Source organism: Mycobacterium sp. ACS4054, from assembly GCF_001667275.1.
In the GTDB taxonomy this organism is placed as follows: Bacteria; Actinomycetota; Actinomycetes; order Mycobacteriales; family Mycobacteriaceae; genus Mycobacterium.
Map to the genome: position 1 here is coordinate 18,551 of NZ_LZHV01000042.1, position 23,018 is coordinate 41,568.

Annotated in this window: 22 protein-coding genes; 5 read left to right on the plus strand and 17 right to left on the minus strand. The window is 69.4% G+C overall.

The window, feature by feature from the left end; translation table 11 throughout:
* Nucleotides 1-9 precede the first annotated feature (9 nt).
* From A5730_RS11205 to uvrC, 9 genes are all read right to left on the minus strand, one after another.
* Complete coding sequence (locus A5730_RS11205; protein ID WP_067899747.1) at nucleotides 10-1,401, minus strand: wax ester/triacylglycerol synthase family O-acyltransferase; 1,392 nt, start codon at nucleotides 1,399-1,401, stop codon at nucleotides 10-12.
* A gap of 252 nt (nucleotides 1,402-1,653) precedes the next feature.
* Nucleotides 1,654-2,685, minus strand: a complete 1,032-nt coding sequence (locus tag A5730_RS11210) for a PPE family protein (protein ID WP_231994670.1) — start codon at nucleotides 2,683-2,685, stop codon at nucleotides 1,654-1,656.
* 30 nt (nucleotides 2,686-2,715) lie between these two features.
* Nucleotides 2,716-3,060 (minus strand): DUF732 domain-containing protein, encoded by a 345-nt coding sequence (locus A5730_RS11215; protein ID WP_067899751.1) that lies wholly within the window; start codon nucleotides 3,058-3,060, stop codon nucleotides 2,716-2,718.
* Between the two features lie 36 nt (nucleotides 3,061-3,096).
* Nucleotides 3,097-4,458, minus strand: a complete 1,362-nt coding sequence (locus A5730_RS11220) for a PPE family protein (RefSeq protein ID WP_067899754.1) — start codon at nucleotides 4,456-4,458, stop codon at nucleotides 3,097-3,099.
* 13 nt (nucleotides 4,459-4,471) lie between these two features.
* The gene (locus A5730_RS11225; protein WP_067899965.1) at nucleotides 4,472-5,737 is read right to left on the minus strand and encodes a PPE family protein; all 1,266 of its coding nucleotides are present in this window, start codon (nucleotides 5,735-5,737) and stop codon (nucleotides 4,472-4,474) included.
* Nucleotides 5,738-6,607: 870 nt separating this feature from the next.
* A complete protein-coding gene (gene whiA, locus A5730_RS11230) occupies nucleotides 6,608-7,585 on the minus strand; it encodes a DNA-binding protein WhiA (RefSeq protein WP_102419857.1) in 978 nt (325 codons plus the stop codon).
* Nucleotides 7,582-8,670: a uridine diphosphate-N-acetylglucosamine-binding protein YvcK gene (gene yvcK / locus A5730_RS11235; RefSeq protein WP_067899757.1), complete on the minus strand. Its 1,089-nt coding sequence runs from the start codon at nucleotides 8,668-8,670 to the stop codon at nucleotides 7,582-7,584. The genes whiA and yvcK overlap by 4 nt, the downstream gene beginning before the upstream one ends.
* Nucleotides 8,667-9,593 carry an RNase adapter RapZ gene (gene rapZ, locus A5730_RS11240; protein ID WP_067899762.1) on the minus strand — a complete coding sequence of 309 codons (927 nt, stop codon included), beginning with the start codon at nucleotides 9,591-9,593 and terminating at the stop codon, nucleotides 8,667-8,669. The genes yvcK and rapZ overlap by 4 nt, the downstream gene beginning before the upstream one ends.
* Entirely contained in the window at nucleotides 9,583-11,532 is a 1,950-nt protein-coding gene (gene uvrC / locus A5730_RS11245) for an excinuclease ABC subunit UvrC (protein WP_067899765.1), read from the minus strand. Before uvrC ends, rapZ begins: the two co-directional genes overlap by 11 nt.
* Nucleotides 11,533-11,803: 271 nt before the next feature.
* Between uvrC and A5730_RS11250 the strand changes: the two genes are divergently transcribed.
* Nucleotides 11,804-12,142: a hemophore-related protein gene (locus A5730_RS11250; RefSeq protein WP_055403747.1), complete on the plus strand. Its 339-nt coding sequence runs from the start codon at nucleotides 11,804-11,806 to the stop codon at nucleotides 12,140-12,142.
* 45 nt (nucleotides 12,143-12,187) lie between these two features.
* Here A5730_RS11250 and A5730_RS11255 read toward each other — a convergent pair whose 3' ends face one another.
* Genes A5730_RS11255 through A5730_RS11265 form a run of 3 tightly spaced genes read right to left on the minus strand, consistent with a single transcriptional unit; the run spans nucleotide 12,188 to nucleotide 14,455 of the window.
* A complete protein-coding gene (locus A5730_RS11255; RefSeq protein ID WP_067899768.1) occupies nucleotides 12,188-12,649 on the minus strand; it encodes a PH domain-containing protein in 462 nt (153 codons plus the stop codon).
* The gene (gene ribH / locus A5730_RS11260) at nucleotides 12,646-13,128 is read right to left on the minus strand and encodes a 6,7-dimethyl-8-ribityllumazine synthase (protein ID WP_055403745.1); all 483 of its coding nucleotides are present in this window, start codon (nucleotides 13,126-13,128) and stop codon (nucleotides 12,646-12,648) included. The genes A5730_RS11255 and ribH overlap by 4 nt, the downstream gene beginning before the upstream one ends.
* A gap of 49 nt (nucleotides 13,129-13,177) precedes the next feature.
* The gene (locus A5730_RS11265; RefSeq protein ID WP_055403744.1) at nucleotides 13,178-14,455 is read right to left on the minus strand and encodes a bifunctional 3,4-dihydroxy-2-butanone-4-phosphate synthase/GTP cyclohydrolase II; all 1,278 of its coding nucleotides are present in this window, start codon (nucleotides 14,453-14,455) and stop codon (nucleotides 13,178-13,180) included.
* Between the two features lie 198 nt (nucleotides 14,456-14,653).
* Between A5730_RS11265 and A5730_RS24680 the strand changes: the two genes are divergently transcribed.
* On the plus strand, nucleotides 14,654-14,929 hold the full coding sequence (locus tag A5730_RS24680; RefSeq protein ID WP_231994671.1) for a hypothetical protein: 276 nt from the start codon (nucleotides 14,654-14,656) through the stop codon (nucleotides 14,927-14,929).
* A gap of 26 nt (nucleotides 14,930-14,955) precedes the next feature.
* Here A5730_RS24680 and A5730_RS11270 read toward each other — a convergent pair whose 3' ends face one another.
* A complete protein-coding gene (locus A5730_RS11270; RefSeq protein WP_067899771.1) occupies nucleotides 14,956-15,546 on the minus strand; it encodes a riboflavin synthase in 591 nt (196 codons plus the stop codon).
* 129 nt (nucleotides 15,547-15,675) lie between these two features.
* On the opposite strand from A5730_RS11270, the gene A5730_RS11275 reads away from it, so the two are divergent.
* Nucleotides 15,676-16,383 carry an LppX_LprAFG lipoprotein gene (locus A5730_RS11275; protein WP_067899775.1) on the plus strand — a complete coding sequence of 236 codons (708 nt, stop codon included), beginning with the start codon at nucleotides 15,676-15,678 and terminating at the stop codon, nucleotides 16,381-16,383.
* On the plus strand, nucleotides 16,380-17,936 hold the full coding sequence (locus tag A5730_RS11280; RefSeq protein ID WP_067899780.1) for an MFS transporter: 1,557 nt from the start codon (nucleotides 16,380-16,382) through the stop codon (nucleotides 17,934-17,936). The genes A5730_RS11275 and A5730_RS11280 overlap by 4 nt, the downstream gene beginning before the upstream one ends.
* A gap of 3 nt (nucleotides 17,937-17,939) precedes the next feature.
* Here A5730_RS11280 and ribD read toward each other — a convergent pair whose 3' ends face one another.
* From ribD to fmt, 4 genes are all read right to left on the minus strand, one after another.
* Nucleotides 17,940-18,962 carry a bifunctional diaminohydroxyphosphoribosylaminopyrimidine deaminase/5-amino-6-(5-phosphoribosylamino)uracil reductase RibD gene (gene ribD, locus A5730_RS11285; RefSeq protein WP_067899783.1) on the minus strand — a complete coding sequence of 341 codons (1,023 nt, stop codon included), beginning with the start codon at nucleotides 18,960-18,962 and terminating at the stop codon, nucleotides 17,940-17,942.
* Nucleotides 18,959-19,648, minus strand: a complete 690-nt coding sequence (gene rpe / locus A5730_RS11290) for a ribulose-phosphate 3-epimerase (RefSeq protein ID WP_067899785.1) — start codon at nucleotides 19,646-19,648, stop codon at nucleotides 18,959-18,961. Before rpe ends, ribD begins: the two co-directional genes overlap by 4 nt.
* A gap of 65 nt (nucleotides 19,649-19,713) precedes the next feature.
* Complete coding sequence (locus A5730_RS11295; RefSeq protein WP_067899788.1) at nucleotides 19,714-21,102, minus strand: RsmB/NOP family class I SAM-dependent RNA methyltransferase; 1,389 nt, start codon at nucleotides 21,100-21,102, stop codon at nucleotides 19,714-19,716.
* Nucleotides 21,099-22,031: a methionyl-tRNA formyltransferase gene (fmt, locus tag A5730_RS11300; RefSeq protein WP_067899968.1), complete on the minus strand. Its 933-nt coding sequence runs from the start codon at nucleotides 22,029-22,031 to the stop codon at nucleotides 21,099-21,101. Before fmt ends, A5730_RS11295 begins: the two co-directional genes overlap by 4 nt.
* Nucleotides 22,032-22,201: 170 nt before the next feature.
* Between fmt and A5730_RS11305 the strand changes: the two genes are divergently transcribed.
* On the plus strand, nucleotides 22,202-23,014 hold the full coding sequence (locus tag A5730_RS11305; RefSeq protein ID WP_067899791.1) for a class I SAM-dependent methyltransferase: 813 nt from the start codon (nucleotides 22,202-22,204) through the stop codon (nucleotides 23,012-23,014).
* Nucleotides 23,015-23,018: the final 4 nt, after the last annotated feature.

A 23,018-nucleotide genomic window follows, 5' to 3' on the forward strand; every position in this document is an offset into this window, starting at 1 on the left:
GCCGCCCGCTCACTCCCGCGCGGCGGCCTTCTCCAATTCGGTGAGCGCCGGCTCGATGCGGTCGGCCATGTCGTCGATGTCGTTGGCCACCTCGGGCGTCGTGACGAAACCGAAGTCCAGATAGTCGGTGTAGGAGAAGCAGGTGATGTTCAGGGCGACGTCCATGACGGGCGGCCCGAGCGGCACCAGCGAATCCAGCCGCGCGCCCGCCATGAACAACGGGAACGGCGGGCCCGGCACATTGGAGACAACCAGGTTGATGGGGGCCAGGTTTCGCGACAGCCCGCTGGCCGTGTAGGCCCGCGCGGCCAGCCCCAGCAGCCCGGGCGGTGTGGTCTCGGTCAGCCCCATGATCTGGTGCGCCGAAAGGGCTTTGGCCATCAGCTTGGCGTTCTGCGTGCTCTCGTGGATGGCCCGCAACCGCTCGGCGGGATCCTCGACGTCGGTCGCGAGCGATACGGTCATCGAGCTCACCTGATTGCCGACGTCGTCCTTGTTGTCGTCGGTGCGGGTGGAGACGGGAATCTGGGCGATGAGCGGTTTGGCGGGCAACTCGCCGCGCTTCTGCAGGTACTCGCGGGCGGCGCCGGCCACCAGCGCCAGCACGACGTCGTTGAGCTTGACGCCGTAGGCGTCCTTGACGGCCTTGGCCCGCGCGAGTTCGACGCGGCAGCCGGTGATTCGGCGGTGCGGCGAGACGGGCGCGTTGAACCGGGTCTTGGGCGCCTCGAAGTAGCGCGGCGGCCGGCCGCTGCTCACCCCCAGCGCGGCGATCTGCTGGCGCACGGTCTGCTCCACCAGCCGGGCGATGCGGAAGGGCGTCTTGACGCCGACGTTGATGAGGGCCCCCACCGCCCGCCGTTCGATGCCCGGAATCTTCGATCCCACCAGCGATCCCACCGTTTCGTGTTGCGGCGGGCGCGGTTCCGGCGTGACGTCCAACAGGATTTCACCCAGGCCGGCGCCGGAGACGCCGTCGACGATGGCGTGGTGCATCTTGGTCAGCGACGCGACCCGGCCGCCCTCGACGCCCTCGATCACCCACATCTCCCACAGCGGCCGGGCGCGGTCCAGCTTGTAGGACATCAACCGGCCGACCAGCTCCTCGAGCTCGCGGCGGCCGCCCGGCGCCGGGACGGCGATGTGCCGGATGTGGAAATCGACGTCCAGCTCCTCGTCTTCGACGAACCACGGCCGGTCCAAACCCAGCGGTGCACCGGTGACCCGCCACCGCAACTGCGGCAACTCCGGCAGCCGCTCGATGATCAGTTCGCGGAGCCGCTCGAAGCTGTACTCCGACGCGTCCTTCGGGTCGCAAATCGCCAGCGCGCCCACATGCATGTGCCAGCCCGAAGTCTCGGCCGACCAAAACGCCGCATCAACACTCGAAAGCCGTTTCATCCCCCGACCGTAGCCCTCCCACCCCCATCGGGACCAGCAATGGCAAACAAACTACCCGCCGGCTTGGTCGAGAAAATATTTGCGCCGCCGTCAGCTCCGTGCGACTACCCCTGATGGCCGCCCGGGGCCGCCCCGGTGGACCCCATAGCGCGGGGTGGGACGCATACGCCGCGTCCGCGCGCGGCGCCGGGATGTGACACCCTCTAACCGGAACGCTTGTGCCGCAATCCATCCGCTGTGAAAGCGGATACGTCACTGGGTTCGATCGACGGGATCCGCTTGTGGACTCGGCCGTGCCGGCGCTGGCGTTGATCGAGTCCACGCCCGAGGAACCGACAAGGCCCCGATTGCCGCGGCGCAACCGACGCTCGCCCGGGGCCCCGCGGCAACGGTGCGATCCCCGGTGGGCCGCCGCGGCCCCACGACCGTGGCCCTGTTCAACGCGGCGGCCTTGTTGAGTGAATTCAGGTGGCTGAGCGCGACGTCCAGTGGCGCCGACAATGAACTCAGCCTGGACAGCGGGGCGGCCGTCGGCAATAGGGACACGTCGAAGGTGTCCAGCTTAGAGGTGGACAGCGTATCGAGCGCCTCGGCGATGGTCGAAATCACTTGACGGCCAGTCATTATGACTTCCGGCGCCACCATCAGACGCCATTTGCGGGACGGTTCGGTGACCGACGCACCGTTTCGGGCGTGCTCGCGGAGTCGGATGGGGGGCGGCGAACTGAACGGCGTCAGCTTCCGGGTGGCCGCCGCCGCGCGGGCGTAGGCGTACATGGCGCCGGCGTTTTGGGCCCACATCCGTTCGTAGGCCGCTTCGACGTCGGCGATAGCCGGACTGATCTGGGCAAGGCAGTTCGTCGTGGCCAACCAATCTCGCTGCAGCCGATTGGCCTCGATAACCCGAGGCACCACCACCGCCGCAAACGTCGAACCGTAGGCGCCCGCAGCCGCCGTGGCCTGGACGGCCGTCTGCCGTGCCTGTTCGGCGGTGGCGTCGAGCCAGTCCAGATAGTCGGCGTGGGCCGAAGCGCTCGGCTCGGTCAGCTCGCCGAACACCGCCCGGTAGTTCCGCGCCAGGTCACCGAGTTGAACGCCCAGCACATCCCACGCCGTGGCCGCGTCCATCATCGACTGAGCGCCGGGCCCCGAATGCATTCGCCGAGAATGCATTTCCGGCGGCACGGCACCGAAATCCATCGTTGGTCCCAGGTCGACGGGGAACGGATCGTACTGCAACATTTGGCGTTTCTCTGTGGAGGGACAGGCGTGAGCGGTGAGCATTCGCGGATTGTGCCGCGCTTCTTGGCGGTTTCAGCCTTTGCTTGCCGACGCGTCGAGTTGTCGTGGGCAATACGACTTGGCCGATATCGTCGCGAACTGGGCGGCACCGTTGGTGGTCAGTCCGGGGTTGTTGTCTCGGAGGTCGTTGAGCAACTGGAGGCCGGATACGCCGCGAGAGATCAAGCCGCACACCGCCTTTCCGGCGGCGACGGCCTGGTCCGGGTCCGCAAAACTGATTCCCACCCGGTGGAGGTCAGCGATGAAGACCTCGTTGTTCTCGTCGGTCGCCGCTTCGTCCTCCCCGGGGATGGCGTGCGCAGGCGCCGCGGCGGCGATGCCCAGCGACACACCGAGAAGCGCCAACAGCAGTTTCATGCGTCCTCCTTCGATTTACGGGCTAAATCCCCTGTGCTACACCGATTTTGATTCGGGCGCCCCGACGGCGACCTCCTCGCCGTCGGTCACGTGCACGGCGTGCACACCAGGTGTCGTTCTGAGCCTGGCGACCAGGTCATCGAGGCCAGCCTCGTCGACGTTCCAGTGCTGCACCTGGTCGGGCATCTCCTGCAGTTGGGCGATGATGCGGTCGAGCTTCACCGGCGCGGTGCGCCGCTCACCGGTGCCGATGCGGGCCTGCTGGATGCCGGTGGAGGTGACCGCGCGCGCCGCCGGGCCGCCGAGCGCGCCACCCGCCAAGCTGCCCAACGTCGCCTCGTTGACCGGGCCCGAGAAATCCGTCGCCGCGGCCGCGGCCACGCTGGTGCCCGGGAGCGAGGCCAGCCGGATTGCCGGGGCGGCGGTCGCCCAGCCGGGTGGAACCGAAAGCCTGCCCACCGTCGGCGCGGTCCCCAATACGGCCGACACGGGCTTGGCCGCGATGCCGGCGGCGGCGTGCCCCGGCGACGCCAGGCCCGCGCCCAGCGAGGTCTTCGCCATCGCGGCGCTCCACGGTGCGTAGATGAAGAAGTTCTTCCACTGCGAGACGCCCAGGCTGATGCTGGCATTGGTGACGTTGGTCCACGTCGCCTGAGTGCCGATCTGGGAAATGCTGGAATACAACGCTTCCCACAAGGGCGCCACGTCCGGGCTCCCCGTGACTCCCCCGATCAACTGCTGCCAGAACTGGGTGTATTGGCTGGTGAGTGAGGTGAGGAAGTCCTCTATCTGTTTCAGCCAGGCCGACAACGACGGCGGCTCTGCCGCGGCCGCCGCGGCGGCCTGGGCCACCGGTCCCGCGTCGTTGGTGGTGACCGGCGCCTCCTCGAAGGCGGTCAACTCACCGGCCGACTCCGACGCGCCGGCGTAACTGAACATCGCGGCGACATCTTGGGCCCACATCTGGGCGTACTCGTCTTCGGTCGCCGCGATCGCGGCGTCGTTTTGCCCCAGGAGATTCGTCTCCAACAGCGCGGCCAACTGGATGCGGTTCTCCCCGACTAGCTGCGGCGGCACGGTGGCCGCCAGGGCGGCCTCGTACGCCGCGGCCGCGGCCCGGGCCTGGGTGGCGGTCTGCTCGGCTTGACCCGCGGCGGTCGACATCCAAGCCAGATACGGTGCTACCGCCGCGGCCATCGCCTCAGACGACGGACCCTGCCACGACTGGCCGACCAGGTCCGAAATCACCGTGCCGTAAGCGGCCGCGGTGGAGTGCAACTCGGCGGCCAGCGTCTCCCAGGCCGCGGCGGCGGCGAGCATCGGCCCCGCGCCCGGGCCCGCGTAGATCTGGGTGGAGATCACCTCCGGTGGGAGCGTTGCGAAATCGCTGAAAACCATTGCCGCACCTTTCTTATTTGGCGTTCGGCGGGATCACGATGACCGTGGACGTGGTCGCGAGGTCGTCGACGGCCACGGCACCGGGCACTCGAAGGGTCGACCCGGCGACCGCGCGGGTGGCACTCGCGCCGACGGCGCGTCCGGCCAGGCTGGACAGGGCCGTCGGACCGAACATGCCCTGTTGGCCATTCACGGCCATCGCGGGAGCGGCTTGCACCGTCGTCTCCGGCAGCTCGGTGGCCACCGTTCGGATAGCGGGAACGGCAGAAGCCCAATTCGCCGGCACCGACAACGACCCGACCAGTCCGGCCCGACCCGTTGCGGCCGAAACCGTGCCCGCACTCGACAGCGCGGTCGCGCCGCTCAACAGGTCGCTGCGCAGCAGCGGTGCCAACACCCCGGTGAGCGCCTTGGGGTGCAACAGGGGGCCGATGCCCTGGATGCCCGTCCCCACGCTCGGGATGCTGAGGGCGATCTGGTACCAGTTCTTCGCCAGGTTCGCCACCCCCAGCGGGGTGTACGGCCCCGAGATCGTGCTCATGACGCTGTTGAATGTCTTCAGGATCCCGGTGATGTCCTTCAGTCCCAGCGGCAAGCCGGCCGCCGCCGTCGGCGCCGCAGTCGCGTTTGCCGCCAGGGTCTGCAGGCCGGCCGGGGCCTGCGAAACCGATTCCGACAGTGTGGATTCCAGCCGGGAGGCGGTCGCGGACTGGAGCGCCGAGGCCACCGCCGCCGACTGGTCGGCCTCCCCACTGCCGTCGGTGGTCGTGGGCGGCGCCGTGAACGGGGTCAGCCGGGTCGCCACCGCCGAGGCGGCGGCGTAGGTGTACATCGCGGCGGCGTCTTGCGCCCACATCTCGGCGTAGTCGGCCTCGGTGGCCGCGATGGCCGCCGTGTTCTGCCCCAACACGTTCGTCGCAATCAGCGAAGCCAGCAACGCTCGATTGGCCGCGATCACCGGCGGCGGGACCGTGGCCGCGAAAACGGCTTCATAGGCGGCCGCCGCCGCCGTTGCCTGGGCGGCGGTCTGCTCGGCCTGGCCGGCCGTGCCGTCCAGCCATGCGATGTAGGGCGCCGCCGCGGCCGCCATCGCTGCGGACGAGGGCCCATGCCAGACGCTTCTCAGCTCCGCGATCGCAGCACCGTAAGACGCCGACGCCGAATGCAATTCGGCCGCCAAGCCGTTCCAGCCGGCCGCAGCCGCGAGCAACGGCGCCGGCCCCGGCCCTGAATAGATCAGGCCGGAGTTGATCTCCGGCGGTAACAACCCGAAATCCATGCCTTCCTCCGCCTCCGGCCATGTCCCCACCGCGGCCCTGTGCTTCGCGCGCCGACCAGCCGAACGCGAACGACATCGAGCCCCTACGTGCCGCCGACAAAACGAGGAATCCGAGTTTGCTAGCCGACGGGCATCTCTCCTGCAGACAGGACACTAGCCAGCCGCGACCAGAAAGCGTTTGGCCAAGCACGGCGTGGGTCGGTGCCGCCTGGGCACTCCCCGGCGCGGGCTGCACGCCCTCGGCACCGAACAGAAAACCAGCCATAAACCGCTCTACCTGGCGCGAGTCCGAAAAGGCGACGGGGTGAACAGTGGATGAAAATACGACAATTGCGTCGCAAGGCCGGTTCCGCTGAATAAAAATCTCATGAGCGCATAAATTGCGATGGCGACGAATGAGGGCTTGGCCGAGAAGGCGATCGGAAAGGGTCGGCCGCCGTGCCTCGCGATGACCGAGCGCGAGATGTCTTGGCCAGGGTTGCATGCGCTCCGCTTAGCCGCCTGGAGCACCGATCGGCTGCAAGCGATACGCCGAAACTCATACAGCCTTCAAAGAAATTATGTGCTCCCTATGAATCGCCTACTCGAAAAGTCGCGTATCGAGACGAGCTTTCGCGGGACGGCGGGCGGTTTTGCTGGCAATATTTCCGCTTTGCACTTTCAGGGCGAAGCCGCCGCCATTTTGCGTTACCCATATTTATTTCAAATAATTCATACGATTCATAGAATTCGCAATCGCGTGGGATGGGCGAGGACTGGGGCGACTACGCGCAGCGCGTATGGAACGTCCGGCAAGCCGCGCCGGGCGAGAGTTGCTGAGCGCTCGGGTTTGCCAGGACCCGTGCGACGCGTTCGCGGTGCGCGACGAGGCTAAGCGTCTTCCAGCAGATCCGGTGTGACCGCCGATTCGGTGTCCGGGATGCCCTCGATCTTGGCCTTGCGGTCGGCCATCGACAGCAGCCGGCGAATGCGGCCCGCCACAGCATCTTTCGTCATCGGCGGGTCGGCGAGCCGCCCGAGCTCCTCCAGCGAGGCCTGCCGGTGCTCGACGCGCAGCTTGCCGGCCGAGGCCAAATGGTCGGGAACGGTGTCGCCGAGGATCTCCAGCGCGCGTTCCACCCGGGCGGCCGCGGCGACCGCGGCCCGCGCCGAGCGGCGCAGGTTGGCGTCGTCGAAGTTGGCGAGCCGATTGGCCGTCGCCCGCACCTCGCGGCGCATCCGGCGCTCCTCCCAGATCAGCCGAGTGTCCTGCGCGCCCATCCGGGTCAGCAGGGCGCCGATGGCCTCGCCGTCGCGCACCACCACCCGGTCGGCGCCGCGCACTTCGCGGGCCTTGGCGCTGACGCCGAGCCGGCGCGCCGCGCCCACCAACGCCAGCGCGGCCTCCGGCCCGGGGCAGCTGACCTCCAGGGCCGACGACCGTCCCGGCTCGGTGAGCGACCCGTGCGCCAGGAAGGCTCCGCGCCAGGCGGCCTCGGCGTCGGCGATGCTGCCGCCCACGACCTGGGCGGGCAGGCCGCGCACCGGCCGGCCGCGGTTGTCGAGCAGGCCGGTCTGGCGGGCCAGCGCTTCACCGTCGTTGGCCACCCGCAGCACGTAACGGGTGGTCTTGCGAATCCCGCTGGCCGACAACACATGCACGACGGCGTTGTAGCCGTAGAGCTCGAAGATGTCCTTGCGCAGCCGCCGCGCGACGTTGCCGAGGTCCACCTCGGCCTCCACGACCACCCGACCGCCGACGATGTGTAATCCGCCGGCGAACCTCAGCAGCGACGTGACCTCGGCGCGGCGCGCGCTGACCGACTTCACGACCAGGCGGCTGAGCTCGTCCTTGACTTCGGTCGTCATCGCCACGCGTCGTCACCCCTTGGTCCGCTGCCGGCCGGTCCTCTTGCACCGGTCTGTGGGCTTGCACCGTCGACCCGAATGTCCGCGGTGGCCGTGACCGGAGGCGCTCCCGGGCCGTTGCGGGCCGCCCGGACCCCGTCCAGGGCCGCCGCAAGCTTGCCTGGATCATGTAAAGGTGTACCAGGTCGGGCCACGTCGACGAAGTGGACCTCGGCCGAAAGCAGCGTGGCCGTGCGGCGCAGCTGCTCCCGCTCCCGCTCACTGGGCACCCGCTCGGCGTCGATGATGATGTCGTGCACGGTGAACCCCGGGGCGTGCTGGGCCAACACGTGCAGATGACGCTCGACGGAAAAGCCGGCCGTCTCCCCCGGCTCGGCCACCAGATTGAGCACCAGGGCGCGCCGCGCGGTGGTGGCCCGCAGCGCCGCAGCCAACCCCGGCACCAGCACATGCGGGATCACGCTGGTGAACCAGGAGCCCGGACCGAGCACCACCAGGTCGGCGGCCATGATCGCGTCGACGGCCTGCCGGGTCGCCGGCGGATCGGATGGCAGCAGCCGCACCCGGCGCACCTTGCCCGGCGTGCTGGCGATCGCCACCTGGCCGCAAATGAGCCGGAACATCCGTGGATCTGACTCCAGGCCGGACACGTCGGCCTCGATCTGCAGCGCGATCGGGCACATCGGCAGCACCCGGCCCTTGACGCCCAGGATGCGGCCCAGCTCGTCGAGGGCGGCCACCGGGTCGGCGAGCACCTCCGATAGCCCGGCGAGCATCAGGTTGCCGATCGGATGCCCGGCCAGCGCCCCGTTGCCGCCGAACCGGTGCTGCAGGATGGTCGCCCACAACCGTCCGTGCGGGCTGTCGGATGCCAAGGCCGCCAACGCCATTCGTAGGTCGCCCGGGGGCACCACGTCCAATTCGCTGCGCAGCCGCCCGGAGGAACCGCCGTCGTCGGCGACGGTCACCACGGCGGTGACGTGCGGAGTCAGCCGGCGCGCCGCCGACAGCGTGGCGTACAGGCCGTGGCCGCCGCCCAGCGCGACGATGCTGTTGTTGGTCGAGGGATCCGTCGGCGCGCTCATTCGCGACCCAAATCCCGGTGCAGCACCCGCACCGACAGTTGGGCATCGGCCGTCTGGGCCTTCAACTGCCGCATCAGCGCCTCGGCGATCGCCACGCTGCGGTGCTTACCCCCGGTGCACCCGATCGCAACCGTCATGTAGCGCTTGCCCTCCCGGCGGTAGCCGTCGACCACCAGCGAGAGCAACCGGTGGTAGGCGTCGAGAAAGTCCGCGGCGCCGGGCTGGCTCAGCACGTATTCGCTGACCGCCGGGTCCTGTCCGGTGAGGGGACGCAGCTCGTCGACCCAGTGCGGGTTGGGCAGGAACCGCACGTCCATCACCATGTCGGCGTCCATCGGCAGGCCGTACTTGAAGCCGAACGATTCGAGGGTGATGCTGATCGACGTGCTGGCGTCGCCGCCGAACGCGCGCTCGATGCTCTCCCGCAGTCCCCGCACCGACAGCGTCGAGGTGTCGATGATGAGGTCGGCCGTCGCGCGCACCGGGGCCAGCATCCGGCGCTCGGCGGCGATCCCCTCGGCCAGGGTCGCCTCGCCCTGCAGCGGGTGGCTGCGGCGGTTCTGCTCGTAGCGGCGCACCAGCATGTCGTCGGACGCCTCCATGAACACCACCCGCGGCGCGATGTTGCGGGTGGCCAGCTCGGTGCGCACCGAATCGAGATCGCCGGTGAAGCCGCGCGAGCGGACGTCCATCACCACCGCCAGGCGGGTGATGCGCGACCCCGCGTCCATGCCGAGATCCACCATCCGCGTGATCAGCTGGGGCGGCAGGTTGTCGGCGACGTACCAGCCCAGGTCCTCGAGCACCTTGGCCGCAGTACCCCGGCCGGCGCCCGACAACCCGGTCACCAGGACGACGTCGATGCCGGCCCCACCCTCCGGGCGGGCCTCGGCCGGGTTGCCCTTTGCCACGTCACCCGTCATTCGGCTGCTCCGGGCCGCTCGGGCGCAACGCCTCCAGGACGGCGGTGGCGGTGGCCACTCCGATTCCGGGAACGGCCGTGATCTGGTCGACGGTGGCCTCCTTGAGGCGGGCTATGGATCCGAAATGGGTCACCAGCGCCTTGCGGCGATGTTCCCCTAATCCTGGCACCGAATCCAGCGCCGAGGCGGTCATTCGCTTCGATCGCTTGCTGCGATGGTAGGTGATGGCGAACCGGTGCGCCTCGTCGCGAATGCGCTGCAGCAGGTAGAGCCCCTCGCTGTTGCGCGGCATGATGACGGGATCGGGCTCGGAGGGGACCCAGATCTCTTCCAGCCGCTTGGCCAGGCCGATCACCGCGACGTCGGTGATGCCGAGGTCGTCGAGCACGGCGCTGGCCGCGTTGACCTGTGGGGCGCCGCCGTCGACGACGTAGAGGTTGGGCGGGTAGGCGAACCGGCGCGACTTCCCTTCGGGCGACAGCATATTCGTATCGTTCTGTTCGTTCAGGTGCCGCGCGAACCGGCGGCGGGTCACCTCGGCGATGGAGGCGACGTCGTCGGAGCGGCCCTGCCCGGCGGCTTCACGGATGCCGAAGTGGCGGTAGTCCGACTTGCGCGGCAGGCCGTCTTCGAACACCACCAGCGAGCCCACCACGTCGGTGCCCTGCACGTGGCTGATGTCGACGCATTCGATGCGCAGCGGCGCGTCGGCCAGCCCAAGGGCTTCCTGAATGTTCTGCAGCGCAGCCGATCTGGCGTTGAAGTCGCCGGCCCGCTTCAGCTTGTGTTGCTGCAGCGCCTCTTTGGCGTTGCGTTGCACCGTTTCGGCCAGCGCCCGCTTGTCGCCGCGTCGCGGCACCCGCAGCGCGACCCGGGAACCGCGCAGGCCCGACAGCCAGCTGGTCAATTCCTCGGAGTTGGACGGCAGGCAGGGCACCAGCACCTCGCGGGGAACGGGGTTGACGGATTCGTCGGCCGAGCCGCCCAACTCCGCCTGCTCGCCGTAGAACTGCGTCAGGAATTGCTCGACCAGCTGCTCCTCCCCGGAATCGCCTGGGTCCGCGGACTTTTCGACGATCCAGCCACGCTGGCCGCGCACCCGGCCGCCGCGGACGTGGAACACCTGCACCGCCGCCTCGAGTTCGTCGTCGGCGAAGGCGACCACGTCGGCGTCGGTGCCGTCGCCGAGCACCACGGCCTGCTTCTCCATGGCGCGCTTCAGCGCGGACAGGTCGTCGCGCAGCCGCGCGGCCCGTTCGAAGTCGAGCCGCTCGGCCGCGGCGTTCATCTGCTGTTCCAGCTCGCGGGCGAAGCGGTCGGTCTTGCCGGAGAGGAAGTCGCAGAAGTCGTCGACGATTTGGCGGTGCTGCTCGGCGCTGACCCTGCCGACGCAGGGCGCCGAACACTTGTCGATGTAGCCGAGCAGGCACGGGCGGTCGATCTGCTTGTGCCGCTTGAACACACCGGCCGAACAGGTGCGGGCCGGGAACACCCGGGTCAGCAGGTCCAGGGTTTCCCGGATGGCCCACGCGTGCGAGTACGGCCCGAAGTAGCGCACACCCTTGCGGCGCGGGCCGCGATAGACCATCAGCCGGGGAAACTCTTCGTTCAGGGTGACGGCCAGCACCGGGTAGGACTTGTCGTCGCGGTAGCGGACGTTGAAGCGCGGATCGAACTCTTTGATCCAGTTGTATTCGAGCTGCAGCGCCTCGACTTCGGTGTTGACCACCGTCCACTCGACCTTGGCGGCGGTGGTCACCATCTGCCGGGTGCGCGGATGCAGGGCGGAGACGTCCTGGAAGTAGGACGTCAGCCTGCTGCGCAGGCTCTTGGCCTTGCCGACGTAGATGACCCGCCCGTGCACGTCCCGGAATCGGTAGACGCCCGGCTCGACCGGGATGGACCCGGGCGGGGGGCGATACGTGGCGGGATCTGGCACCCATCCAGGCTAGTAGCCGCCGGCGCGATGCCGGTCCGTCGGGAGCACCGTGCGGCGGCGCCGGATCCGGCGCCCTGGTGGGGGCGGCCCTGTAACGCATTCGCGCGGTCGCGCGACGAATTAGGTAGGCCGCCGACCGATCCGCCATTTTTCCGAAATTGCCGATGACCTCGGGTTATGACGACCAGGCGCCGGTGTGGACGGTTTGTTCTGGCTACCAAGGGGGTAGCTGGACGTACAGTGGGTGGCAATCGATGGAGGGAGTCCACAGATGTTCAAGCGCTCGTTGACCAGGCTCGCGATCGGGGTTGGCGGTCTGGCATTGGCGTCGACCGCCGCGGCCGGGGTCGCATCCGCTGCCCCCGATTACGGCCCCATGATCAATACGACCTGCAGCTACGACCAGGCGATGCGGGCGGTGCACGCGGAAAACCCGATGGCCGCTCAGTACCTCGACCAGTCGCCGCCGAACCAGCAGTTCTTGCAGCAGTACCTGGCGTCGACGCCGGATCAGCGGGTGAACCTGCTGCACGCCATCGAGCACAACCAGGGCGCGCAGCAGGCTTTGCCGATCTTCCAGCAGATGATGACCGACTGTAAGAACTTCTGACCCGTCCACCTCAAAGGGCTATCCGCGCTCGCGCGGATAGCCCTTTCAGTGGGTGTGCAGGTCGGGCCGGTACCGCGCCAGCAACGACCGCACGGTGTCCATGGCGCTGACCGCGCGCTCCTTGTCGACGGCCTGGATGGCCATCACCGGGATGTATTCGTCGTCGGGTAGGTCGATGCGCGCCCAGCGATTACCCACCGGGAACGAGACGCCCGCCACGTCCGGCCATTCGATCAGCTTGTCGCCCAACAGGTTGCGCACCGAGATCCCCGCCGCCCCGACCCTTAGCCGGGGCCGGGCGAACAGCAACACCACCCCGGCCAGCACCAGACCCAGCAGCGCCATCGCCACTTGGTCGCTGGTCTGAAAAACCACCCCGGTGGAGCCGGTTTTGAGCAGGAAGCCGATCGCGACATGCACCGCGATCAGGATGACCGCCGCGCCGTAAACGAATAACGGCGTGCGGTGTGGACGCAATTCGACGTCCCAGCGCTCGGGGTCGGTCACGACCGAGCGCGCAGGTCACGCAGCGTGAGGGCGGTCTGCAGGGCCGCTGCGGTCGCCTGGGCGCCTTTGTCCTCGGCCGATTCCGGAAGGCCGGCCCGATCCAGGGCCTGCTGCTCGGTGTCGGTCGTCAGCACCCCGTTGGCCACCGGCGTCGACGCGTCCAACGAAACCCGGGTCAACCCCTGCGTCACCGCGTCGCACACATAGTCGAAATGCGGTGTCTGACCGCGGATCACCACGCCCAGGGCGACCACGGCGTCGTGATTGCGGGCCAATTCCTGTGACACGACGGGGATTTCGATCGCACCGATTACCCGGACCACCGTCGGGTCGTCGATGCCCGATTCGGAGGCCACCTTGCGCGCGCCGGCCAGCAGCGCATCGCAGATCTCGGCGTGCCAGGTGCTCGCGACGATGGCCAGCCGCAGACCCGACGCGTCCAGCGGTGGAAACTCCGGCACGCCCGCCGCTGGGCTCATCGGCGCCACTCCTCCTCATCGCTTCGCTCTGCATCGTCGACGGCGCGGCTCACAAAGCACCGCCGAATTCTCCTGGCAAATGGACGGATTCGTGGAAATCGTCCAGGCCGGCCAGGTCGTGGCCCATCTTGTCGCGCTTGGTCATCAGGTAGCGGATGTTCTCCGCGTTGGCGCGCACAGGCAGCGGCACCCGCTCGATGATGTGCAGCCCGTAGCCGTCCAGCCCGACCCGCTTGGCCGGGTTGTTGGTCAGCAGCCGCATCGAGCGGACCCCGAGGTCGACCAGGATCTGCGCCCCGATTCCGTAATCCCTTGCGTCGGCAGGCAACCCGAGTTTGAGGTTGGCGTCGACGGTGTCCTCGCCGGCGTCCTGCAGCTGGTAGGCCTGCAGCTTGTGCATCAGGCCGATGCCGCGGCCCTCGTGGCCGCGCATGTAGAGCACGACGCCGCGCCCTTCGCGCGCGACCATCGCCATCGCCGCGTCCAGTTGGGGTCCGCAATCGCAGCGGCGGGAACCGAACACGTCACCGGTCAGGCATTCGGAGTGCACCCGGACCAACACGTCGTCGCCGTCGGCGTTCGGCCCGGCGATCTCGCCGCGCACCAGCGCGACGTGTTCGACGTCCTCGTAGATGCTCGCGTAGCCGATCGCGCGAAACTCGCCGTGCCGGGTCGGAATCCGGGCCTCGGCGATGCGCTCGATGTGCTTCTCGTGCTTGCGCCGCCACTCGATCAGGTCGGCGATGGTGATCAGCGCGAGATCGTGCTCGTCGGCGAAGACCCGCAGTTCGTCGGTCTGCGCCATCGAGCCCTCGTCCTTCTGGCTGACGATTTCGCAGATCGCGCCCGCCGGTTGCAGGCCCGCCATCCGGGCCAGGTCGACGGCGGCCTCGGTGTGGCCGGGTCGGCGCAGCACGCCGCCGTCCTTGGCGCGCAATGGAACCACATGACCCGGACGGGTGAAATCGTTGGCGACGCTGGCGGGATCGGCAAGCAGGCGCATCGTCGTCGCCCGGTCCGAGGCCGAGATTCCGGTGCCCACGCCGTTTCTCGCGTCCACGGTGACGGTGTAGGCGGTTCCGTGCTTGTCCTGGTTCACCGCGTACATCGGCAGCAGCCCAAGCCGGTCGCAGATCGCGCCGTCCAACGGCACGCACAGGTACCCCGAGGTGTAGCGCACCATGAACGCCACCAACTCCGGCGTCGCCTTTTCCGCGGCGAAGATGAGGTCGCCCTCGTTCTCGCGGTCCTCGTCGTCGATGACGACCACGGCCTTGCCCGCCGCAATGTCGGCAACCGCCCTCTCGACGGAGTCCAACCTCGTCATCGTCGTTACCTTGCTGTCTCAGGGGTTCCGGGAGCCCAAGTGTTGCATTCAGTATGAACCACCGGGCGTGCCCGGTTATTGCGATGCTGTTCACAAGGCGGTCGCCCGCGCCCCCCGCTCCTGGTGCGCCGCAGCAATAGCCCCTTCGGCTGTGCGAAACGGCTCCCGATCGGCCGGCAGCAATCTACGCTGACCGGCATGAGAATCGCATCGAGACTGGCGGTACCGGCCCTGACCTCGATATTCGCGGCCGGACTTGTAGCGGGTATCGCCTGCCCGCAACGGGCGACGGCGGACGCGTGCGCCGACGTCGGCGGTCGGCATGTGAGCGTCGGTGGCTGCACCGACCCGGGGCGCTGGGGTAACTGGGTCCTTCCGGCCGGTGCGACGACCGTCCCGCCGCCCGACGCACCACCGCCGTGCTACACCCCGTCCGGGGAGCCGTACTGGACGCCCCCGGGCGAACCCTGCTGACCCAAAGCACTGGTTACACCGCGGGGCTAGCGCTCCATCAGCCGCTCGACGTACTTGGCGATCACGTCGACCTCGAGGTTGACGTGCGTGCCGACCGGGGCGCGACCCAGGGTGGTCACCTCCCGGGTGGTGGGGATCAGCGAAACCTCGAACCAGTCGGCGCCGAGCCCCGAGACCGTCAGCGAGATGCCGTCGACGGTGATCGACCCCTTCTCGACGACGTAGCGGGCCACCGCCGAGGGGATCTGGATCCGCACCACTTCCCAGTGCTCGGACGGCGTCCGGGCGACGACCTGGCCGGTCCCGTCCACGTGCCCCTGCACGATGTGCCCGCCGAGCCGGCTGTTGACCGCCGCGGCGCGCTCCAGGTTCACCGGGCTGCCCACCTCTAAGGCGCCCAGGTTGGACCGGTTGAGGCTCTCGGCCATCACGTCGGCGGTGAACTGTCCGTCGGGCAGCAGCTCCGCCACGGTCAGGCAGACGCCGTTGACGGCGATCGAATCGCCGTGCCCGGCATCGGAGGTGACGACCGGCCCGCGGATGGTCAGCCGCGCGGCGTCGGCCAGCACCTCGCGGCCCGTCACCTCTCCGAGTTCCTCGACAATTCCGGTGAACATGCCATCAGGTTAATCGGACGCCCAAACGCGGCGGCCGCGCTGGTGAGCAGGCGAAAGCGCCATCGCCGGGCGACCATTGCGCCCCCGCGTCTCGAAAGCCGCTCGGGGGCACCCTCTACGATGCAAGGTATGCAGACCCGCCGCCGTATATCGGCCGTCATCGCATCCCTGACCCTCGCCACCGCCTTGATCGCCGGCTGCTCGTCGGGCTCAAAGCAGAGCGGCGCCCCGCTTCCCGACGCCACGACCCTGGTCAAGCAGTCGGCCGACGCCACCAAGAATGTGAAGAGCGTGCACCTGGTGCTGAGCATTCAGGGCAAGATCCAGGGGCTGCCCATCAAGACGCTCACGGGTGACCTCACCACGGCGCCGGCCACCGCCGCGTCGGGCAACGCCACCATCACCCTGGGCGGCTCCGACATCGACGCCAACTTCGTGGTGGTCGACGGCACCCTGTACGCCACGCTGACGCCGAACAAGTGGAGCGACTTCGGCAAGGCCTCCGACATCTACGACGTGTCGGTGTTGCTGAACCCGGACACCGGGCTGGCCAACGCGCTGACGAACTTCAGCAACGCCAAGGCCGAGGGCCGCGAGACCATCAACGGCCAGAACACCATTCGCGTCAGCGGGAACGTGTCGGCGGACGCGGTGAACAAGATCATGCCGCAGTTCAACGCGACGCAGCCGGTGCCGAGCACGGTCTGGATTCAGGAGACCGGTGACCACCAGCTGGTCCAGGCCAACATGCAGAAGAGCTCCGGCAACTCCATCCAGGTGACGCTGTCCAACTGGGGCGAGCAGGTCCAGGTCACCAAGCCGCCGGTGAGTTCATGAGTTCGCAGACCGGACGCCGCGTCGCGATCAGCGCCGGCAGTCTGGCGGTCCTGCTCGGTGCGCTGGACGCCTATGTCGTCGTGACGATCATGCGCGACATCATGAGCGACGTTCACATCCCGATCAACCAGCTGCAGCGCATCACCTGGATCATCACTATGTATCTGCTCGGGTACATCGCCGCCATGCCGCTGCTGGGGCGCGCGTCCGACCGGTTCGGCCGCAAGCTGGTGTTGCAGGTCAGCCTCGCGCTCTTCATGGTCGGGTCGGTGGTGACCGCGCTGGCCGGGCACTGGGGCGATTTCCACCTGCTGATCGGCGGGCGCACCATCCAGGGTGTGGCCAGTGGCGCCCTGCTGCCGGTCACCCTCGCGCTGGGCGCCGACCTGTGGGCGCAGCGCAACCGCGCAGGCGTGCTGGGCGGCATCGGCGCCGCGCAGGAACTCGGCAGCGTGCTGGGCCCGCTGTACGGGATCTTCATCGTGTACCTGTTCCACGACTGGCGCTACGTGTTCTGGATCAACGTCCCGCTGACCCTGATCGCGATGGCGATGATCCAGTTCAGCCTGCCGTCGCACGAAAAGGTCGAGAACCCCGAGCGGGTCGACCTGGTCGGCGGCGTGCTGCTGGCGGTCGCCCTGGGCCTTGCGGTCATCGGCCTGTACAACCCGCAGCCCGACGGCAAACAGATCCTGCCGAGCTACGGCCTGCCGCTGGTCATCGGGGCGGTCGTGGTCGCGGTGGCGTTTTTGCTGTGGGAACGGTTCTCCCGCACCCGGCTGATCGAGCCGGCCGGGGTGCACTTCCGCCCGTTCCTGGCGGCGCTGGGCGCCTCGCTGGCCGCGGGCGCGGCGCTGATGGTGACGCTGGTCGACGTGGAGCTGTTCGGCCAGGGCGTGCTGCAGATGGACCAGACGCAGGCCGCCGGGCTGCTGTTGTGGTTCCTGATCGCGCTGCCGATCGGGGCGGTGCTGGGCGGCTGGATCGCCACCCGGGTGGGTGACCGCGCCATGACCTTCGTGGGGCTGATGATCGCGGCCTACGGGTACTGGCTGATTCACTACTGGCGTCAGGACGTGTTGAGCCAGAAGCACGACATCTTCGGGATCGTCCAACTGCCCGTTTTGCACGCCGACCTGTTGGTCGCCGGTGTGGGCCTCGGCCTGGTGATCGGGCCGCTGACCTCCGCGGCGCTGCGGGTGGTTCCCTCGGCCCAGCACGGCATCGCGTCGGCGGCGGTGGTGGTGGCCCGGATGACGGGCATGCTGATCGGTGTGGCCGCGCTGAGCGCGTGGGGCCTGTACCGGTTCAACCAGATCGTGGCGGGGTTGACGGCGGCGATACCGCCCAACGCCTCCCTGCTGGAGCGGATCGCCGCTCAGGGGACGATGTACCTCAAGGCGTTCGCCATGATGTACGGCGACATCTTCAGCGCCACCGTCGTCATCTGCATCGTGGGAGCACTGCTGGGCCTGCTGATCGGTGGCCGCAAGGAACACGCCGAAGAGCCCGAAGTTGCTGAGCCGCAAGCGGTTTCGTTGGGCGAGCGTTAGCCGCTAGTCGCCCCACGGCACCAGGCTGAGCAGCAAATCCGGCCCGACCCGCTCTATTCCGTCGAAGTGCCAGCGCAGGGCCCGGGTGATGGTGGGCACCCCGACGTCGTGGACGGCGGAGATCGGGCCGCCCAGCAGCATCGGCGCGACATAGGCCAGGATGCGGTTGATCGCCCCGGCGCGCAGGAAGGCGCCGGCGAGGGTGGGACCGCCCTCCAGCAGGACGTCGGTGCGATCCGAGAGCGCCTTGATCACCTCCATCGGATTGTGCGTGCGAATCACCATGGTCCGCGAATCGTCGTTGAGAACCTTTGCCTCCGGCGGTATTTCGCGCATCCCCACCACCACGCGCAGCGGTTGCCGGTCGGCCAGCGAGCCGTCGGGCAACCGGGCGGTCAGCGCGGGATCGTCGGCCAGCACGGTGCCGGTGCCGACCATGATCGCGTCGGCGATCGCGCGGCGGCGATGCACGTCCAGGCGCGAGGCCTCACTGGAGATCCATTGGCTGGTGCCGTCGGCCGCGGCGCTGCGGCCGTCGACGCTGCTGGCGTACTTCCAGGTCACGTGCGGCAACCCGGTCCGCTGCTTGTGCAGCCACTCCCGCAACGGCCCGCCGGCCACTTCGTCGGCCAGGACGCCGGGCGTCACCCGCACGCCCGCCTCCGTCAGCCGGGCCGCCCCGCCGGCAGCGGTCGGGTTCGGGTCGGCGACGCCGTACACCACCGCACCGACTTTCGCGTCCAACAGGGCGTCCACGCAGGGCGGGGTCCTGCCGTAGTGGTTGCAGGGCTCGAGGGTGACCACCGCCGTCCCGCCGGTCGCCAGGTCACCGGCCCGCCGCAACGCCAGCACCTCGGCGTGGTCGCCGCCCGCGGGTTCCGTGCCGCCGACGCCGACGACCACACCGTCGGCGTCCAGGATCACCGCGCCCACCGGCGGGTTCGGGTAGGTGGTGCCCTTGACCTGATTGGACTGCCCGATCGCCAGGCGCATGGCCGCGTCGAGGCTGTCCACGGGCTGATTCATCGGCGCAGGTGCGGTGACGCGGCGGCCGCCTGCCGCCGCAGCGCCTCGATGGCGGCCTCCGGGTCCTCCGCGCCGTAAACGGCAGACCCGGCGACGAAGCAGTCGACGCCGGCCTCGGCGGCTTGCTCGATGGTCTCGTCGTTGATGCCGCCGTCGATCTCCACCAGGATCGTCAGCTCCCCCGCGTCGATCAGCTTGCGCGCGGTGCGGACCTTGCTCAGCACCTCTGGGATGAAGCTCTGCCCGCCGAAGCCGGGTTCGACCGACATGATCAGCAGGGTGTCAAACTGGGGCAGGATCTCCAGGTACGGCTCGAGCGGGGTGCCCGGCTTGACGCTGATGCCCGCTTTGGCGCCCGCGGCGCGGATGTCGCGCGCCACCCCGATCGGGTTGTCGGTGGCCTCGGCGTGGAAGGTGACGTTGTAGGCGCCGGCCTCGGCGTAGCCGGGTGCCCAGCGGTCGGGGTCTTCGATCATCAGATGGCAGTCCATCGGGATGCTCGTGGTGGCCAGCAGGCTCTCGACCACCGGCAGGCCGATGGTCAGGTTCGGCACGAAGTGGTTGTCCATCACATCGACGTGCAGCCAGTCCGCGCCCACCACCGCGGCCGCCTCGTCGGCGAGCCGCGCGAAATCGGCGGACAGGATGGACGGCGCGATCAGGGGCCTACCGGTGTTGTCAGGCATGTGCGCCACACTACTGAGCCTCGGCGGCGGCTTCACGCGGGCAAGCGGCGCGTCACCGTGCGCCCCTACGCCGGTTCGCGGCGCAGCGCCGCGGCGAACATCGCGTCGGTGCCGTGCCGGTGCGGCCACAGCTGCACGTGCGGCCCGTCCCCCAGCCCGGTGACCGGATCGAACAGCGGCCGGGTGTCCAGCGCGCTCACCGGGTGTCGGCGCAGCGCGTCGGCGACCACCCCGACGGTTTCGGCCAGGTGGGGCGAACAGGTCGCGTAGAGCACCACCCCGCCCGGCCGGGTCAGCGCGATTGCGGCGCCCAGCAGCTCGCGCTGCAGCTTCGTGAGCGCCGGCACGTCGGCCGGCCGGCGCCGCCAGCGCGCCTCGGGCCGCCGCCGCAGCGCGCCCAGCCCGGTGCAGGGCGCGTCGACGAGCACCCGGTCGAAGGTCGGCTCGAGCCCGCTCTGCCGCCCGTCGACCCGCAGCACGTCGACCGGCAGTCCCCGGGTGTTCTCGGCAACCAGATCGGCGCGGCGCGGGGCCGGTTCCACCGCCGTGACGCGCGCACCCGATGCGGCCCCGAGCGCGGCCAGCAGCGCGGTCTTACCGCCCGGTCCGGCGCACAGGTCCAGCCACCGCCCGGCGTCGTTTTCGACGCTCGCCAGGGTCAGCGCCCGCGCCACCAACTGGCTGCCCTCGTCCTGGACCAGGGCGGCGCCGTCGCGCACCGGCGCCAGCCGGCCGGGGTCACCGCCCGGCAGGTACACGGCATACGGCGAAAACCGGCCAACCGTGCCCTCGACCGCATCGGCCAGTTCCTTCGCGGTGAGCACTCCGGGCCGGGCGGCCAGGTGCACGACGGGCCGCTCGTCGTCGCTGGCCAGCACCGCGTCGAGCTCGGCCGCGTCCGCCCCCAGCGCATCGGCGAAGGCCTGGGCGATCCAGCGCGGGTGCGCGTGCACGAAGGCGGCGTGCCCGACCGGATCCCGCGACGGGTCGGGCGCCAGCTCCGCGACCCAGGACTTCTCTTCCCGGGCGGCGATGGCCCGCAGCACCCCGTTGACGAAACCCGCTCGCGCCGAATCGAATTCGATCCCGGCCTGCTCCACTGTGGTGGACACCGCCGCGTAGGTGTCGACGCGGGTGCGCAGCAGCTGGTAGGCGCCGAGCCGCAACAGGTCGAGCAGCACCGGGTCGATGGTGTCCGGGGAGCGGCCCGCGGCGGCGCCGATGACCGCGTCGAGCAGGCCGCGGGTGCGGCAGGTTCCGTAGGTCAGCTCGGTGGCGAACGCGGCGTCCCGGCCGCTGATCCCCCGTTCGCGCAGCAGCGCGGGCAGCGCCAGGTTCGCGTAGGCGTCCCGCTCGCTGACCGCCCGCAGCACGCCGAACGCGGCGGCGCGCGCGGGGTCCAGCGGCCGGCGCCGCCTGCCGCGCCCGCGGTCCGGTGGGCGGGGCCGGCTCATGTCGCCCGCGTCGCGGGGTCGAGACGCGCGCCGCGGGCCCAGTCGACGGCGTTCATGAGTTTCTTTCCGGGCGGCTGTATCTGGCCCAGCCGCACGGCTTGTGAGCCGGTGCCGATCCACACGTTCTTGCGATCGACGTGAATTGCGCCGGGCGCCAACGCCTCTGGGGCATCGGCGTCGATGAACACCGGGCCGAGCTTGATGCGCAGGTCGCCGATCAGCGTCCAGGCGCCGGGATTGGGTGTGACGGAGCGGATCCGGCGCTCCACGACGTGCGCCGGCAAGTCCCACTGCACCCGGGCCTGCTCGACGGTGATCTTCGGCGCGATGCTGACCCCGTCGGCGGGTTGCGGTCGCGGCGTCAACGTTCCATCGGCGATGCCGTCCATGGTCGTCGACAGCAACACCGCACCCGAAACGGCCAGGCGCTCAAGCAGTTCCCCCGCGGTGTCGGTCGGTCGGACGGTCTCGGTGACCACCCCGTAGACCGGGCCCGAGTCCAGGCTGGGCTCGATCCGGAACGTCGTCGCCCCGGTGATGGTGTCCCCGGCCGCGATCGCCGCCTGCACCGGCGCCGCCCCGCGCCAGGCGGGCAGCAGCGAGAAGTGCAGGTTGATCCACCCGTGCGGGGGCACGCCGAGCAGGCCGTCGCGCAGCAACGCGCCATAGGCCACGACCGCGCAGCAGTCCGGCGCCAGTTCCGACAGTTCGGCGACGAACTCGTCCGAGTTCGGCCGCGCCGGCCGCAGCAGCGGGATGCCCCGGTCGAGCGCTTCGCGGGCCACCGACGACGGCTGCGGCTTGCCGTGCCGGCCGACGGCGGCGTCGGGCCGGGTCAGCACGGCGATCACCTCGTGACGGGGCGAATCGATGAGCTGGCGCAGCGCGGGCAGCGCGGGTTCGGGGGTGCCGGCGAAGACGAGGCGCACCGCCACAGTCTAGAAAGCCGCACCCTCCGCCCGACTTTGACTTGCGTGAGTACATTATTTCTGATGCATACTGTTTCTAGCGGTTAGCTTCTATCCCGGCCGGCCGCACTGCCGTGCTAGGGACAACGACGTCGAGTGGGCAGCCCGTTCCTTACCCTCAAGGAGGCCTGATGACTCTCGACACCACGATCAGCGACGCCGCCCCCCATCGCGCGGTGTGGGCGCTCGGCGACTACGCCCTGATGGCCGAGGAGGTGATGGCCCCGCTGGGCCCCGTCCTGGTCAAGGCCACCGGCATCGGACCGGGCATGCGGGTGCTCGACGTCGCGGCCGGCTCCGGCAACATCACGCTGCCGGCCGCCGCGACGGGCGCGGCCGTCGTTTCCAGCGACCTCACCCCCGAGCTGCTGCAGCGGTCGCGGGCCCGGGCCGCCGCGCACGGGTTGACCATCGACTATCGGGAAGCCAACGCGCACGCCCTGCCCTTCGGCGACGGCGAGTTCGACGTCGTCATCTCCGCGATCGGCGTGCAGTTCGCGCCGCAGCAGCAGCGGGCCGCCGACGAACTGGTTCGGGTCTGCCGGCCGGGCGGGACGATCGGCGTGATCAGCTGGACCCCGGAGGGGTTTTTCGGGCGGATGCTCGCCACCATTCGGCCCTACCGGCCCAGCCTCTCGCAGGCCGTACCGCCGGCCGCGTTGTGGGGGCGCGAGGGCTACGTCACCGGACTGCTCGGCGATCGGGTGGGCCGGCTGACGGCGGTGCGGGGCCTGCTGGAAGTGAACCGGTTCGACACCGCGGAGGCGGTGCACGCGTACTTCAAAAACCACTACGGCCCGACGATCGAGGCGTATGCGAACATCGGCCACAACGGCGTGCTGGCGGCCGAGCTCGACGCCCAACTCGTCGAACTCGCGCAGCAATACCTCACCAATGGCGCCATGGAGTGGGAGTACCTGTTGGTCACCGCCGAGAAGCGCTGAGCGA

What these genes read in the sequence shown, in the direction of transcription:
- A5730_RS11205 (WP_067899747.1), bottom strand. Translation starts at nt 1,401, where the DNA reads ATGAAACGGCTTTCGAGTGTTGATGCGGCGTTTTGGTCGGCCGAGACT.
- A5730_RS11210 (WP_231994670.1), bottom strand. Translation starts at nt 2,685, where the DNA reads ATGCTCACCGCTCACGCCTGTCCCTCCACAGAGAAACGCCAAATGTTG.
- A5730_RS11215 (WP_067899751.1), bottom strand. Translation starts at nt 3,060, where the DNA reads ATGAAACTGCTGTTGGCGCTTCTCGGTGTGTCGCTGGGCATCGCCGCC.
- A5730_RS11220 (WP_067899754.1), bottom strand. Translation starts at nt 4,458, where the DNA reads ATGGTTTTCAGCGATTTCGCAACGCTCCCACCGGAGGTGATCTCCACC.
- A5730_RS11225 (WP_067899965.1), bottom strand. Translation starts at nt 5,737, where the DNA reads ATGGATTTCGGGTTGTTACCGCCGGAGATCAACTCCGGCCTGATCTAT.
- whiA (WP_102419857.1), bottom strand. Translation starts at nt 7,585, where the DNA reads ATGACGACCGAAGTCAAGGACGAGCTCAGCCGCCTGGTCGTGAAGTCG.
- yvcK (WP_067899757.1), bottom strand. Translation starts at nt 8,670, where the DNA reads ATGAGCGCGCCGACGGATCCCTCGACCAACAACAGCATCGTCGCGCTG.
- rapZ (WP_067899762.1), bottom strand. Translation starts at nt 9,593, where the DNA reads ATGACGGGTGACGTGGCAAAGGGCAACCCGGCCGAGGCCCGCCCGGAG.
- A5730_RS11250 (WP_055403747.1), top strand. Translation starts at nt 11,804, where the DNA reads ATGTTCAAGCGCTCGTTGACCAGGCTCGCGATCGGGGTTGGCGGTCTG.
- ribH (WP_055403745.1), bottom strand. Translation starts at nt 13,128, where the DNA reads ATGAGCCCAGCGGCGGGCGTGCCGGAGTTTCCACCGCTGGACGCGTCG.
- A5730_RS11265 (WP_055403744.1), bottom strand. Translation starts at nt 14,455, where the DNA reads ATGACGAGGTTGGACTCCGTCGAGAGGGCGGTTGCCGACATTGCGGCG.
- A5730_RS24680 (WP_231994671.1), top strand. Translation starts at nt 14,654, where the DNA reads ATGAGAATCGCATCGAGACTGGCGGTACCGGCCCTGACCTCGATATTC.
- A5730_RS11270 (WP_067899771.1), bottom strand. Translation starts at nt 15,546, where the DNA reads ATGTTCACCGGAATTGTCGAGGAACTCGGAGAGGTGACGGGCCGCGAG.
- A5730_RS11275 (WP_067899775.1), top strand. Translation starts at nt 15,676, where the DNA reads ATGCAGACCCGCCGCCGTATATCGGCCGTCATCGCATCCCTGACCCTC.
- A5730_RS11280 (WP_067899780.1), top strand. Translation starts at nt 16,380, where the DNA reads ATGAGTTCGCAGACCGGACGCCGCGTCGCGATCAGCGCCGGCAGTCTG.
- ribD (WP_067899783.1), bottom strand. Translation starts at nt 18,962, where the DNA reads ATGAATCAGCCCGTGGACAGCCTCGACGCGGCCATGCGCCTGGCGATC.
- rpe (WP_067899785.1), bottom strand. Translation starts at nt 19,648, where the DNA reads ATGCCTGACAACACCGGTAGGCCCCTGATCGCGCCGTCCATCCTGTCC.
- A5730_RS11295 (WP_067899788.1), bottom strand. Translation starts at nt 21,102, where the DNA reads ATGAGCCGGCCCCGCCCACCGGACCGCGGGCGCGGCAGGCGGCGCCGG.
- A5730_RS11305 (WP_067899791.1), top strand. Translation starts at nt 22,202, where the DNA reads ATGACTCTCGACACCACGATCAGCGACGCCGCCCCCCATCGCGCGGTG.